Genomic DNA, 13,763 nt, shown 5'->3' on the forward strand with positions numbered 1-13,763 from the left:
AAGCGAATGTATCGGCGCTGCTGTGCGGTGCCCCGTGGCCGGCGGTTTACAATGCTGGTCTTTCCGATCGGTCCGCGGCGCAACTGCCCCGGACGCCTGTTTGTCCGTATTTCCCGAGGAACTCTTGAGCGCGAAGCCCACGTTAAGCAAGCCCATAGGCGGTTCCGGCGACGCTTCTTCGCCCGTCGTCGTGTTGCGGCGGTTGCTGCCGTACCTGAAGCCGTTGTGGTGGGTGTTGATTGCCGGCATCGCGGCCATGGCCGTCAGCTCGGCCACCGACGCCGGCATCCCCGCGCTCTTGAAGCCGCTGCTCGACCACGGCTTCGGCGCCAAGGGCAGCCCCAGCGCGAAGTGGTACGTCCCCGCTGCCGTGATCGGCCTCGCGTTCGTGCGTGGCGTCTCGCAGTATGCGTCCGGCTACCTGCTGCAGTACGTGTCGAACCGCGTCCTGCTCGAACTGCGCATGAAGATGTTCGACCGGATGATCCATACGAGCGTCGCATTCTTCCAGCGCGAAACCGCGAGTACCGTCATCAACGCCATCGTGTTCGAGGTCAACCAGATCCTCAACGTGCTGGTGAGCGTGATGGTGACGCTCGTGCGCGACTCGCTCACCGTGCTGTTCCTGCTGGCGTACCTGTTCTATCTCAACTGGCGCCTGACGCTGATCGTGGCCGTGCTGCTGCCGGGCATCGGCTGGCTGGTGGGCAAGATCAACCGGCGCCTGCGGCGCCTGAACCGCGAGCACCAGGCGCTCACCAACGAACTGTCGTACATCGTCGAAGAGACCGTGGGCGGCTACAAGGTCGTGAAGGTCCACAACGGCGAGCGATACGAGACCGACCGCTTCAACGCGCTGAGCCGCCGGCTGCGCGGCTACTCGATGCGGATGACCATCTCGGGCGGGCTCGCGCAGCCGCTCACGCAGTTCCTGTCGTCCATTGCGCTCGCGGTGGTCATCACGATCGCCGTGGTGCAGTCGTCGCACGACCAGACCACGGTGGGAGGCTTCGTCGCGTTCGTCACGTCGATGCTGCTCATCATTTCGCCGCTCAAGCATCTGATGGACGTGAACCAGCCGCTGCAACGCGGCATGACCGCGGCCGAGCTGATCTTCGGCCTGATCGACGAGCCGCCCGAGCCCGAAGGCGGCGGGCTGCCGCTCGAACGCGCGACCGGCGAGGTCGAGTTTCGCGACGTGTCGTTCACCTATGGCCTCGCCGGTCAGCCCACGCTCGACCGCGTGTCGTTCAAGGTGGCGCCGGGCGAGATGGTGGCGCTCGCGGGGCCGTCGGGCAGCGGCAAGACCACGCTCGTGAACCTGCTGCCGCGCTTCTTCGACCCGACGGGCGGCGAGATTCTCGTGGACGGCGTCGCGCTGCCCGACTACAACGTGCACGGGCTGCGCAGCCAGATCGCGATGGTGAGCCAGGACGTGACGCTCTTCAACGACACGATCGCGAGCAACGTGGCCTACGGCGAGACCCCCGACCGCGAGCGCGTGGCCGCGGCACTGAAGGCGGCGAACCTGTGGGACACCGTCACGGCGATGCCGGACGGCATCGATACGCTCGTGGGCGACAACGGCATGCGGCTGTCGGGCGGACAGCGGCAGCGCCTCGCCATCGCGCGAGCCATCTACAAGGACGCGCCGATCCTGATTCTGGACGAAGCCACCTCGGCGCTGGACTCCGAATCGGAGCGCCACGTACAGGCCGCGCTGGAAACGCTGATGCGCGGGCGCACGACGCTCGTGATCGCGCACCGGCTTTCCACCATCGAGCGCGCCGACCGGATTCTCGTGATGGAAGCAGGGCGCATCGTCGAGCGCGGCAGCCATCAGCAATTGCTGGCGCAGGGCGGGCTTTACGCGCATCTGCACCGGATCCAGTTTCAGCAGGCGGCGGCGTAGGGCAGGGGGTGGTGTTCCCGCCGGGCCTCTCCGCCGCCCGCAAGTGCGCCGACGCCACAATTGATCGCCCGAGTTGTAACGAATTGTTGCAATTTTCGAATCTGTCCCTCATGCTGCGCGCTGGTCTGTGCAACGATGCGGCGCGAGACGCCGCGGCTTCCCGGCATGCTCGCTCACACACGCTTTCCGCTCGTTTCAGTCGCGCTCGCAACCTATAACGGCACGCTGCATTTGCCCGAGTTCCTGGCCTCCCTCGAAGCCCAGACCTGGCCGAATCTCGAAGTCGTCGTCTCCGACGACGGCTCCACCGACGGAACCCCCGATCTGCTCCAGTCCTACCGCGGCCCGCTTCGCATCCGGGTCGTGGCGGCCGGCGAGCGCGTGGGCATTGCGCGCAACTTCGAACGGGCGATGGCCGGTTGTGAAGGCGAGTTCATCACGCTAGCCGACCAGGACGACGTCTGGGCGCCGGAGAAAATCGCCGACGCCGTTGCGGCGCTGCAGGCCGTGGCCGCGCGGCGCGGCGCCGACACCCCCGCGCTGGCCTTCTGCGACATCGAACTGGTCGATGCGCGTCTTGCCTGCCTGTCCAGGTCGCTGTTTCACATCACGACGAAGTCGGCCAACGCCGCGCGGCTGCGCGACTTCCTTCTGAGCAACCACATTCCCGGCTGCTCGATGCTGCTGAATCGGGCTGCGGTCGAACGCGCGTTGCCGATGCCGCCACAGGTCGTGATGCACGACTGGTGGCTGGCGATGGTGGCGGCTGCGTTCGGCGAGATCGTGCATGTTGCGAAGCCGCATCTGAAGTACCGGCAGCATGGGGGCAACGCGGTGGGGGCAGCCGCCACGGGCAGCTGCCAGGTCGTACGCGACCCGGCTCTCGCGGCGCTTTCATCGGCCGAGCGGCGCGAGCGCGGCCGCCGCCGGCAGATCAATGGCGTGGCGGCGCAGTTGCAGGCATTCGCCTTCCGTTTCGGCGATGAACTGCCGCCGCGCGCTCAGGCCGACATGGCCGCGCTTTCGCGGGGCCTTGCGAACATGGCGGGCGCGTTGTGGTTCGTCACAAATACGCACACCGGCGAGACCTTCCTGCGTTCCCTCAAGATGCTGCGACGCCTGCGGCTCAGCGTGCTGCGCTTCGGCATGGACGCCGGCCGCCGGCGCGGCGGACGTACTGCCGCCGGACTGTCCCGCGTCTGAGCCGGCTTCGCGCTATCCCTTTCTGAAGGTGCGCTTGGCCCAGAGGAGCGGCGCGTAGACGGCGGGGCAGGTGGTGTGGAGGAACATCCTGATCCTGAGCCCCCACTTGACGTCCCGTTGACCAAAGACGAGCGCCAGACGCTCGCCGATACCCCGCGCCTCGAACATCGCGCGGATGAACTGTTCACGGGCGATCTTCGGCGCGAGCGTGCGCCGCATCCGGTCGCCAAGACCCGCCACCTCCGCATCTCGCTGCAACTGCGCCGCCTCCGACAGCGCGAAGCGATTGCTTTGCTGCACGCGCGCGAGCATCTCAGCCACCGAGCGGTAGCGCCGCTTGCCCGAAAGGCCGCCGCGCCGGTAGCGCACGAGCGGCTCGTGCAAGCTCATGGCGCCGCCCGTGGCGATGGCGCGGAACGTCATGATCTGGTCCTCGGCGGCCGTGCCTGGCTGCATCGGGCCGAAGCGCTCGAAAAGACGACGCGACCACGTGTGTGCCGCGCCCACCAGGAAGGGCCGCTTCTCGAACCAGTCGTCGATGCGGTAGCGGCCGAGGTCGTCGGGCGTGACGCGCCCGTGTGCATCGCCGGCGTCGTCGATGCTCGTGAGATCCGTTGCGATCAGATCCGGTTGGCGGCCGTGCTCGAGCCAGAACTGCACGACGCGCTCGCAGCGGTCGGGGGCCGAAAGATCGTCGCCGGCGGCAACGAACAGTAGTTCGCCGTGAGCCATGCCGGCGAGGCGCGAAAGGTGCGCGCTGATGCCTTCGTTGACCGTATTGCGGCGCGTGATGACGCGATGCGGGCCGGTGTAGTCGCGCACCGTCGCTTCGATGGCGGCGTACGTCCCGTCGCGCGAGCAGTCGTCGGAAATGATGATCTCGACCGGCTGCCAGGTCTGCGCCAGCACGCTGCGCACGGCATCGGCAATCACGCGTTCCTGGTTGTAGGCGATCAGCAGGACGGAGACAAGCGGTCGCGCAGCGGATGCTGTCGTGCCGGCGTCTGCGGGGGCGGCGGGCGATGCCTCAGGTGTGTTCATAAGCGGGTGTCGAAAGGCGAACCGGCAGATTCTACTGGGTCGAGCGTCTCGCGGTTCCATTACAATCGCGCTGGTTCGCCGCGGCGCTTCCACGCGCTCGCGTGACCATTCAATCCATCCCGAACGAGATGCCGTCCTTGCCTGAATCCTCGTCAGATCCCCGCGCCGATGCCCTGACGCATGCGCCCAACGATTCCTTGCGGCTGACCGACATCGCGCTCACGGCTCAGGCGTTGAAAGCGAGCGGCGGAGCGGAGCGTTACACGCGTGACGTCATCGCGGGCTTTCATCGCATGGGGCTGCGGCCCACGCTCTACGCACGCGAGATTGACCGCGCGATGGAGGAAGCTCGCTGGATCGACGCCCAGCCGCTCAACGTGCGCTGGGCACCGCGCAAGCTGCGCAATCTGGCATTCAACTGGCGGCTCGCGCGGCGGCTGCGGCAACACCGGCCGCAGTGCCTCTTCGCGATCAACCATTCGCCATTCGCCGACGTGGCGTTGTGCGGCGGCACCCACCCGGGCTCGCTGGAAGCGGCAGGACGCAGCGAGCGGCGCAGCGACCGCTGGCAGATCGAACTGGAGCGACGCACCTACACGAACGCGCGGGCGATCGTGGCGCACTCGAAACTGATGGGCCGAGAGTTGCAGCGGTTCTATGGCATCGCGCCCGGGAAGATCTCGGTGATCTATCCGCCCGTCGATACGGGCCGGTTCAAGCCGCTCGCGAACGACGCGCGCATGGAGGCGCGGCGCCGTTTCGGCTTGCCCGAAGACCGCGTGGTCTTCGTGTTCTCGTCCACGAGCCACGAACGCAAAGGGTATGACCTGCTCGAAGCGTTCTTTGCCCAGACGACATTGCCGGTGTGCCTTGCCGTGGCGGGGCGTCCGGTGCCTCGCACGAGCGACACGATTCGCTACGTGGGCTACTGCCGCGACATCGAGACGTTGTTCGCGGCGGCGGACTACACCGTGGTGGCGTCGGCTTACGAGCCCTTCGGCCTCGTGGGCGTGGAGTCGGTGATGTGCGGCACGCCGCTCGTCATCGCGGATAACGTCGGGTCGGCCGAAGCCGTCGCGCAGGGTGGGAAGATCGAGTTCTCGCGCACCACGCCCGGCAGCTTCGAGCACGCGATTCAGGCGGCCATCGAGCAGGTGCGCGCAGGCCATGCGCGTCTCGAACGTCCGCTGGAGAACCTCGTCTACGACCCGGGCGTGGATGCGCACGTGGCCGCGCTTTATCGCCTGATGTCAGCCGTTTGAGCCGCGGTGGGCGAAGGGTAGGTACCGGCCGCTTCAGCTGCCCGACGCGATCTCCCGGCCGCGCACCTCGATCATGGCAAGCAGCGTCGCCGTGAGCAGCGCAAGGAGCACCGTCACCATGATGGGCACGAGTACGTCGATGGTGAGCCCGAAGATGATGGTGCTGAACGACACGGCGAGCCCCGCATGGGCGGCGGCCCGGATGGTGGGGTCTGCGGCGCGGCGATGACGCCAGAAGTAGACCAGGGTGCCGAAATAGTAGAGCGCGAGGCAGAGCACGCCGACCGTTCCCATCTCCGCGAGCGTCGAGAAGAAGTCGCTGTGGGCGCGTTCATTGACGATCTCGCTCTTCACTTCGCCGCGTTTGGCCATCTCACCGAGCGCATCGACCAGCCGGCCTTTACCCACGCCGTAGACCGGGTGCTGCGAGAAAATCCTCAGTGACGCCTGCCAGAGTTGCAGCCGCAAGCCGACTGAGGTGTCGTCGTTGCCGCGCTGCATGAGTGTGACGTCGGTCGTGGCTTCGTCGAAGCGATGTCGCATGCGCTCCGTCGACAGCAGCGCCGCGGCACAGGCCACCACCACCACCGTGGCGATCGCGAGCCGCTTCCAGTGGGCAAACCAGCCGTATTGCGTGCCGAGCAGTACGACGAAGATCGGCACGGCGAGCCAGCCGCCGCGCGTCCCCGAAAGGTAAGAGACAAACCCGCCAGCCACGAGCGCGAGCAGCTTGATGGCGAGCGTGCGCCAGTCGCGCCGCGGGTCCCAGCCGAAAGTGAAAATGGAGAGGAAAGCGAGCAGCAGTGCGGTGTCGCCGAACGGAATCGCATTCGTGTAAGAGTTGTTGAGGCGCGTTGCGTCGGTCCAGCCGCCGGGCGGGCGCGCCACGATGGCCCACACCGCAACGGCGAGTGCCCCCGCCACGCAGCCCCAGCCCACGGCGCGCAGATACCGCGGCGGCATGCGACACAGCATGAGGAACAGCGGCAGCGCCAGCGCGAAACGCGAAAGGGCGTCGAACTGGCGAGGCAGCCAGTAATGTTCGACCGCTTGCTGGAGCGCGATGGCGAGCGTGAACACCAGCATGCTCGCCGTGTACCACGGGTACTTGCGCAGCGGCGCGAAGTACTCGCGGGAATGCCGGTTGGCGAACGCGACGTACAGCGAGATCGCGACGAGGAGGAAGAAGCAGTAACCGGTGCCGCCACGCCAGACGAGATTCACCGCGGGGGCGAGAAACAGCAGGGCGCCGACAAGCCGCACAAGGCGAGGCGATAAAGTCATAGGGACGAATCAGGGCGGCCACGCCGGCCGGTTTGCGAGCGATGAATCGACGGGTGGCGTGGCGTCAATTTTGATATACGAAGGCGAGCGGCATTATAACCGGCCCTCTACGGGCCACAGCGCTTAGGGCGGGCCGGTGGAGCGGAAAGCGCGGCGCCTGGGCAATCCGCACCGACTGGCGGCGGAGGGTACGAGCGCCAGGGACAGAAGGGACGGTATGCACGGGTACAATCGCACCTTCAGTGCGAGGCACGTGCCGCCGATGCGGCGCAACACAAGGATTCCCACTCCCGATGTTCTCCATCATCATCCCCACCTGGAACAACCTGCCCTACCTGCAACTCGTGATCGCAAGCCTGCGGCGGCATTCCGCCCACGCGCACCAGATCATCGTCCACGTCAACGACGGGTCGGACGGCACGCTGGCGTGGGTGCGGGAGCAGGGCATCGAGCACACCGCATCGCCCGCCAACATCGGGATCTGCCATGCCGTGAATCTTGCGGCGGCGCGCGCCAGAGAAGACTACGTCGTCTACATGAACGACGACATGTATTGCTGCCCGGGCTGGGACGTGGCGCTTGCCCGCCGGATCGCGCAGATGCCGTCCGACCTTTTCCTGCTCTCGGGCACGATGATCGAGCCTGTCGATACGGGCAATCCGTGCGTCGTGGTGCGCGACTTCGGCCGCGAGGCCGCAAGCTTCGACGCGCATGCCCTGGTGGAAGCCGCTCCCACGCTCGTGCGCGGCGACTGGCGCGGCGCCACGTGGCCGCCGACGCTCGTTCATCGTGACTGGTGGTTCAAGGTGGGCGGCTACAGCAGCGAGCTGAGTCCGGGCATGAGCAGCGACAACGATTTCTCGATGAAGCTGTGGGATGCCGGGTGCCGGATTTTCCTCGGCGTGGGCGACAGTCTCGTCTATCACTTCCAGCAGAAGAGCACCGGCAAGGTCGTCAAGAACGACGGACGCCGCCAGTTCCTGCACAAATGGGGCATGACCCAGGCGACCTTCGACCGCTTCTATCTGCGGCGCGGTCAGCCCGTCGAGGGCGCGGTTGCGGTGGAGGAACCGCAGCCTCACGCGAAGCTCAGTCGCGCACTGTTGAAGTCGCGCATCAAACGCGCGCTGAGCTAGGACGTCCTTCTCTGCTGGCCGCGCTGCTGGCCGAATTTGCTGGCCTGGCCGCTGGCCGCCGGCCGATGAGCGGCTCACACCCCGCTCGTCACGAGGCCCAGCACCGAAAGATCGGGATGCGAGCCTTCCACGATGCTGCGTCCCACGTGCAGGGCTTCGTGCAGCGCATCATCGGCGCTTGCGAACCACTCTTCGCCGTCTGCGTGGAACGGCACCGTGTGTCCGGGCAGCGCCGGATCCGCGCCGGGATGGCAGACGTAGCCCTCATAGGTGTATCGCGCGGGCCGCGCCACGGTGCCGGGCGTCACTTGCTGGACGTCTTCCGGTACGGGACGCACGTGAATTTCGAAGCCCTCGTAATCGGCCTGATGCCAGGCCTCGTGGGCGCGGGGTAGGTCGGACATGATCGCCTCCGTGGGTTGCATCGTCGATTACCGCTGTTCAACCTGCATTCGACGGTTCAGTGACGATGCCGCTCGCGCTCCCACCAGCGGTGTCCATCCATGCGGCTCAGCATCCGCTCCCGGTGAATATCGTGCCGGTACCGCGAGGTGAGCATGATGGCAACCAGCGCCAGCACCAGCAACCCGACAACGACGCTTACCATCGACTCAGCCATGGCAGCCTCCGTAGTGTTCAACCCGATAGTTCGATTCTAGGCGATGGGGCGGGAGAAGCAGGTTCGCGCTTTCGGGCCGTGCTTTGGTTTCGCGTTTTTTGGCTCGCGTTTTGCTGCCGCGCGCAGGAGAGCCGCGAAGCGGCTATGCCGACAGATTGCGCATGGGCTGCCGTTCGCGTGGCGCCGGGAGGCGTAGAGCCGTGACGCGGCTCACATCAGCACGATGTCGTACTGCTCCTGGCTCAGATTCGATTCGACCTGCAGCGACACCGGTTTGCCGATGAAATCGATCAGCATCGCCAGATGCTGCGACTCCTCTTCGAGGAACAGGTCGATCACCTGCTGCGATGCCACCACGCGGAATTCGCGCGGATTGAACTGGCGCGACTCGCGCAGAATTTCGCGCAGCACGTCGTAGCAGACGGTACGCGAGGTCTTCACCTGGCCCTTGCCCTGGCACACCGGGCACGGCTCGCACAGCACGTGCGCAAGCGATTCGCGCGTGCGCTTGCGGGTCATTTCCACGAGCCCCAGCTGCGAGAAGCCGTTGACCGTCACGCGCGTGCGGTCGCGCGAGAGCGCCTTCTTGAGTTCACCGAGCACGGCGTCGCGATGCTCGGCGTTTTCCATGTCGATGAAGTCGATGATGATCACGCCGCCCAGGTTGCGCAGGCGCAGTTGCCGCGCGATGGTGTGCGCCGCTTCCAGGTTCGTCTTGAAGATCGTGTCGTCGAAGTTGCGCGCGCCGACGTATCCGCCGGTGTTCACGTCGATCGTCGTCATCGCCTCGGTCTGGTCGATCACGAGATAGCCGCCCGACTTCAGGTCCACGCGCCGCGACAGCGCCCGCTGGATTTCGGCCTCGATGTTGTAGAGGTCGAAGAGCGGCCGCTCGCCCGTGTAGTGATGGAGTTTCGACGACACCGCCGGCGTGAATTCCGCGGCGAACTCGGTGAGCATCTGGAACGTTTCGCGCGAGTCCACCTGGATGCGCGTCGTTTCGTCGTTCACGAAGTCGCGCAGCACGCGCTGCGCGAGGTTGAGGTCCTGGTAGAGCAGGCTCGTGGCCGGCATGCGCTGCGCCTGCGCGAGAATGGTCGCCCACGTTTTGCGCAGATAGGCGACGTCGCCGGCCAGTTCCTCGCTCGTGGCGTCTTCGGCGATGGTGCGCACGATGTAGCCGCCTTTCTCGTCCGCGGGCAGCACGGAGGTGAGCCGTGCGCGCACCGCTTCGCGCTCCGCTTCGCTTTCGATCTTCTGCGAGATGCCGATGTGCGGCTCCTGCGGCAGATACACCAGCGTGCGGCCCGCAATGCTCACCTGGGTGGAAAGCCGCGCGCCCTTGGTGCCGATGGGGTCTTTGACGACCTGCACCATCAACGTCTGCCCCTCGAACACGATCTTCTCGATGGGCTGATGCGGCACGGGCTGCTGCGGCTCGCCCGCTACGCGCGGATGCCAGATGTCGGCGACGTGGAGGAACGCGGCGCGTTCAAGCCCGATGTCGATGAAGGCGGACTGCATGCCTGGCAGCACGCGCACCACCTTGCCGAGATAGATGTTGCCGACGCGCCCGCGCGACAGCGTGCGTTCGACGTGAAGCTCCTGCACTGCGCCCTGCTGGACCAGCGCAACGCGCGTCTCCTGCGGCGTGACGTTGATCAGGATCTCTTCGTTCATGATGTTGTTCTAGATGTTCTAGAAATCGAGGCGCGCCGTGCGCAACAGCGCGGCGGTTTCGTAAAGCGGCAAACCCATGATACCCGAATAGGACCCTTCGATATGCTCGATGAACTCGGCGGCGCGTCCCTGGATGCCGTACGCGCCGGCCTTGCCGAACGGCTCGCCGCTCGAGACGTAGCGCGCCAGCGCCTCGGTCGTCGCCGTGACGAAGCGCACGCGCGAGCGCGAGAGCGCCGTGGGCAGCAACGCACCGCCTGCGTCGATCACGGTCACGGCGGTGAGCACTTCGTGCTCGCGGCCGGCAAGGCGCGCGAGCATGGCGAGCGCGTCGTCGGCGTCGGCGGGCTTGCCGAGAATCGCGCCGTCGATCGTGACGGTTGTATCGGCAACGAGGACCGGCGCCGCGGCATGGCCGCCCCGTTCGAGGCGCAGACGGGCGGCCTCGGCCTTGGCTTCGCAGACGCGCACGACGTAGGCGTCGGCGGCTTCGTCCGGCAGCGTGGCTTCGAGCGCTTCGGCGTCTTCATCGGGACGCGGCAACAGCAGCTCGAAACGCACACCGAGTTGCTGGAGCAGTTCCTGGCGGCGCGGGCTTTGCGAGGCGAGATAGACGAAGGGCCAGACAGATGTGGACAGCGTGGGTGACGTGGACGGCGAAGTCATGAACAGATTCCGGGAAGTAGGCGGGGGCGTTCGGTGCGTGCGGCTGAGGTTGATGCCGGCTTTGATGCTGAGATTGCCCGAGGATCAGGACGCTTCGGGCGAGACGCGAGTTGCGTGGGGCGTGTTACATAGCCACTTCACTACCCGCAGCATCGCCGGCGAGCGCCCTGTCACGCATCGACTGCGAATCATCGGCATACGGCTCATCGGCGTCCGGCGCGCACTGCGCGTCCGCGCCGACCCGCGCGTCAACATTCACGCGCGATGATACGGGTGATTCTGCGTGATGGTCCAGGCGCGGTAGAGCTGCTCGGCGAGCAGCACGCGCACCATGGCGTGCGGCAGCGTGAGGCTCGAGAGGCGCAGCAGCAGATCGGCACGGGCCTTGAGCGCCGGGTCCAGCCCGTCTGCACCGCCGATCAGGAAGGCCACGTCGCGACCGTCGCGCTGCCAGTCGGGCAGGGCGGTGGCGAGCTGCATCGTGGTCCAGTCCTTGCCGCGTTCGTCGAGGGCGACGATGCGCGCGTTCTTCGGCAGCGCCGCTTCGATCTTTTGCCGCTCGGCTGCCATCACACTCTCCGCGGAACGGCCCGACGCGCGCTGCTCCGGCTTCAGTTCGCGCAGTTCGATACGCAGTTCCGGCGGCATGCGCTTCGCGTATTCGTCGAAGCCCGCGGCGATCCAGTCGGGCATCTTGTGGCCGACGGCAACGATGTGCAGTTTCATCGCAACGGTAGCAAGGCGGGAGCGGGGAAGAAGCGTGCAGGACGGCTACGCCGCCCTTAGCTGCGGCGCGCGGCGCTCTTGCGCGCCGGTGTCTTGCGCGGTGCCGGCGCGGCCGCCTCGTCTTCTTCGTCCTCGTCTTCCATCGGCTCTTCGGCGCGCGCACCGCCGAAGCCGCCGCGGCCCGTGAGCTTCACGCGCACCGGCTTGTCGCCCCAGATTTCCTCGAGGTTGTAGTACTGGCGCAGCGCGGGCTGCATGATGTGGACCACCGCGTCGCCGCAGTCCACGAGCACCCATTCGCCGATGTCTTCGCCTTCCGTGCTGATGATCTCGCCGCCCGCTTCCTTGACTTTCTCGCGCACGCTCGATGCGAGCGCCTTCGTCTGTCGGTTCGACGTGCCGCTCGCCACGATCACGCGATCGAAGAGTCCGGTCAGATGGGTGGTGTTGAACACCTTGATGTCTTGCGCTTTCACGTCTTCAAGACCGTCGATGATGGCGCGCTGCAGTTTGCGGATGTCCATGATTACCCGTGGTACAGATGATGTTGAAGAATATAGGTCCAGACTTCGGCGGGCACGAGGCTCGCCTCCGGCATGGCCGCTGTGCCGCCGGCGTCCGCGTGCTGGGCGAGGTGTTCGCGCAGGTGCTTGCGGATGTCGGTGGCCGATACGTCGAACGCGAGCGCCGCGTCGATCAGCAGATGGCCGTGCGGCGTGGCACGCAGCGTGGCCGCATCGGCCTTGCGCATCGCGATTTCGGCCGCAACGGCCGGTGCCGCGGACGCCGGTTCGAAGCCGGGCCGCGTCTCCGCGCAGACGTGCGCGTAGTCGAAAAGACGCCGCCAGTCGTGCCAGGAGTCCAGATGCACGAGCTGGTCCGCGCCGATCAGCAGCGAAAGCGAGGCCGGCGTCCCGGACGCCCCGATTTGCTTTGCTTCGCGCGCGCGCCAGCGTTCGAGCGTGTCCACCGTGTAGGTGGGGCCGCCGTGATCGATCTCGTCGGTGGCCACCGTCACCGTGACGCCGGGCAGCACAAGCGAGCCGGCCGCGGCGCGCGTCATCGCAAGGCGATGTTCGGCCGCCGACACGTCCGCCTTCTGCCACGGCTGTCCCGCCGGCAGCAGCACCACTTCCGTGAGTTGCAGCAGTTCGGCAAAGCGCCTCGCAAGCGCAAGATGCCCGTTGTGAATCGGATCGAACGTGCCGCCCAGGAGGCCGACGCGCCGCGGCAGCGGCTGCTGCGTCACACCCATTCGCGGGGCACCAGGAAGTCGGTGTAAAGGCGCGCTTCCGGCGTGCCCGGCTGCGGCTTCCAGTCGTAGCGCCAACTGGCGACAGGCGGCATCGACATCAGGATCGACTCCGTGCGTCCGCCGCTTTGCAGGCCGAACAGCGTGCCGCGGTCGAACACGAGGTTGAACTCGACGTAGCGGCCGCGCCGGTACGCCTGGAAGGCCCGCTCGGCTTCGCCGAAGGGCAGCGCGCGGCGTTTCTCGATGATCGGCACGTAGGCTTTCAGGAATGCCTCGCCCACGCTTTTCAGCATGGCGAACGAGCGCTCGAAACCGCCTTCGGCGTAATCGTCGAAGAAGATGCCGCCAATGCCGCGCGGCTCGTTGCGATGCTTGAGGAAGAAGTACTCGTCGCACCAGCGCTTGAAGCGCGGGTAAAGATCTTCGCCGTGGGGCGCGAGCGCGTCGCGGCACACGCGGTGGAAGTGCGCGGCGTCTTCCTCGAAGCCGTAGTAGGGCGTGAGGTCCATGCCGCCGCCGAACCAGAACACCGGCGCTTCGCCAGCCTTCGTTGCGATCAGCATGCGCACGTTCATGTGCACGGTGGGGCAGTACGGATTGTGCGGGTGCAGCACGAGCGAGACGCCCATCGCCTCGAAGCCGCGCCCGGCCAGCTGCGGACGCGCAGCGCTTGCCGACGGTGGTAGCGCGTCGCCCGCGACGTCGGAAAAGCCGATGCCGCCGCGCTCGAAGAAATCGCCGCCTTCGAGAATGCGCGTGCGGCCGCCGCCGCGCAGGCGTTCGCCGGGCGGGCGCTGCCAGTCGTCGGTGGCGAACGGCTTGCCGTCGAAGGCGCCGAGCGTGTCGGCAATCTGCGTCTGCAGTCCTTGCAGCCAGGTGCTGACGGCCGCGCTGTCTTGAGTCGAGTCGGTCATCGGTATTGAGGGGCGGCGCGCTGCGGCTACCGCGAAGTGGCTCTGTGAGGGTTCGGGCCGTGCCC

At 66.7% G+C, this 13,763-nt stretch carries 14 protein-coding genes; 4 read left to right on the forward strand and 10 right to left on the reverse strand.

Features of this window, described 5'->3' with window-relative positions; all coding sequences use genetic code 11:
- Nucleotides 1-124 precede the first annotated feature (124 nt).
- Both msbA and PKKP23_RS22395 read left to right on the forward strand, forming a co-directional pair.
- A complete protein-coding gene (gene msbA / locus PKKP23_RS22390; RefSeq protein WP_017774350.1) occupies nucleotides 125-1,912 on the forward strand; it encodes a lipid A export permease/ATP-binding protein MsbA in 1,788 nt (595 codons plus the stop codon).
- A 165-nt stretch (nucleotides 1,913-2,077) separates the two neighbouring features.
- Nucleotides 2,078-3,115 carry a glycosyltransferase family 2 protein gene (locus PKKP23_RS22395; RefSeq protein ID WP_240659101.1) on the forward strand — a complete coding sequence of 346 codons (1,038 nt, stop codon included), beginning with the start codon at nucleotides 2,078-2,080 and terminating at the stop codon, nucleotides 3,113-3,115.
- Nucleotides 3,116-3,127: 12 nt separating this feature from the next.
- Here the strand turns inward: PKKP23_RS22395 and PKKP23_RS22400 are convergent, their stop codons facing one another.
- Nucleotides 3,128-4,156 (reverse strand): glycosyltransferase, encoded by a 1,029-nt coding sequence (locus tag PKKP23_RS22400; protein WP_126878482.1) that lies wholly within the window; start codon nucleotides 4,154-4,156, stop codon nucleotides 3,128-3,130.
- 101 nt (nucleotides 4,157-4,257) lie between these two features.
- Here PKKP23_RS22400 and PKKP23_RS22405 point away from each other — a divergent pair, with 101 nt between their 5' ends.
- Entirely contained in the window at nucleotides 4,258-5,418 is a 1,161-nt protein-coding gene (locus tag PKKP23_RS22405; protein WP_413213415.1) for a glycosyltransferase, read from the forward strand.
- Between the two features lie 33 nt (nucleotides 5,419-5,451).
- On the opposite strand, the gene PKKP23_RS22410 is transcribed toward PKKP23_RS22405, so the two are convergent.
- Nucleotides 5,452-6,702 (reverse strand): O-antigen ligase family protein, encoded by a 1,251-nt coding sequence (locus PKKP23_RS22410; protein ID WP_126878483.1) that lies wholly within the window; start codon nucleotides 6,700-6,702, stop codon nucleotides 5,452-5,454.
- Nucleotides 6,703-6,995: 293 nt separating this feature from the next.
- On the opposite strand from PKKP23_RS22410, the gene PKKP23_RS22415 reads away from it, so the two are divergent.
- Entirely contained in the window at nucleotides 6,996-7,838 is an 843-nt protein-coding gene (locus tag PKKP23_RS22415) for a glycosyltransferase family 2 protein (protein ID WP_126878484.1), read from the forward strand.
- 74 nt (nucleotides 7,839-7,912) lie between these two features.
- On the opposite strand, the gene PKKP23_RS22420 is transcribed toward PKKP23_RS22415, so the two are convergent.
- From PKKP23_RS22420 to hemF, 8 genes are all read right to left on the reverse strand, one after another.
- Complete coding sequence (locus tag PKKP23_RS22420) at nucleotides 7,913-8,242, reverse strand: hypothetical protein (protein WP_126878485.1); 330 nt, start codon at nucleotides 8,240-8,242, stop codon at nucleotides 7,913-7,915.
- 56 nt (nucleotides 8,243-8,298) lie between these two features.
- The gene (locus tag PKKP23_RS34190; protein WP_017774357.1) at nucleotides 8,299-8,457 is read right to left on the reverse strand and encodes a hypothetical protein; all 159 of its coding nucleotides are present in this window, start codon (nucleotides 8,455-8,457) and stop codon (nucleotides 8,299-8,301) included.
- Nucleotides 8,458-8,667: 210 nt separating this feature from the next.
- Nucleotides 8,668-10,137 carry a ribonuclease G gene (rng, locus tag PKKP23_RS22425; RefSeq protein ID WP_017774358.1) on the reverse strand — a complete coding sequence of 490 codons (1,470 nt, stop codon included), beginning with the start codon at nucleotides 10,135-10,137 and terminating at the stop codon, nucleotides 8,668-8,670.
- A gap of 18 nt (nucleotides 10,138-10,155) precedes the next feature.
- Complete coding sequence (locus PKKP23_RS22430; RefSeq protein WP_126878486.1) at nucleotides 10,156-10,803, reverse strand: Maf family protein; 648 nt, start codon at nucleotides 10,801-10,803, stop codon at nucleotides 10,156-10,158.
- A 255-nt stretch (nucleotides 10,804-11,058) separates the two neighbouring features.
- Nucleotides 11,059-11,529, reverse strand: coding sequence for a 23S rRNA (pseudouridine(1915)-N(3))-methyltransferase RlmH (rlmH, locus tag PKKP23_RS22435; protein WP_017774360.1), 471 nt, complete (start codon nucleotides 11,527-11,529; stop codon nucleotides 11,059-11,061).
- A gap of 56 nt (nucleotides 11,530-11,585) precedes the next feature.
- Nucleotides 11,586-12,053: a ribosome silencing factor gene (rsfS, locus tag PKKP23_RS22440; RefSeq protein ID WP_126878487.1), complete on the reverse strand. Its 468-nt coding sequence runs from the start codon at nucleotides 12,051-12,053 to the stop codon at nucleotides 11,586-11,588.
- A gap of 2 nt (nucleotides 12,054-12,055) precedes the next feature.
- Nucleotides 12,056-12,784 carry a nicotinate-nucleotide adenylyltransferase gene (locus PKKP23_RS22445; protein WP_126878488.1) on the reverse strand — a complete coding sequence of 243 codons (729 nt, stop codon included), beginning with the start codon at nucleotides 12,782-12,784 and terminating at the stop codon, nucleotides 12,056-12,058.
- Nucleotides 12,775-13,698 carry an oxygen-dependent coproporphyrinogen oxidase gene (hemF, locus tag PKKP23_RS22450; protein ID WP_126878489.1) on the reverse strand — a complete coding sequence of 308 codons (924 nt, stop codon included), beginning with the start codon at nucleotides 13,696-13,698 and terminating at the stop codon, nucleotides 12,775-12,777. Before hemF ends, PKKP23_RS22445 begins: the two co-directional genes overlap by 10 nt.
- Between the last annotated feature and the right edge of the window lie 65 nt (nucleotides 13,699-13,763).

The organism is Paraburkholderia kururiensis JCM 10599 = LMG 19447 (assembly GCF_003986935.1).
Classification (GTDB): Bacteria; Pseudomonadota; Gammaproteobacteria; order Burkholderiales; family Burkholderiaceae; genus Paraburkholderia; species Paraburkholderia kururiensis.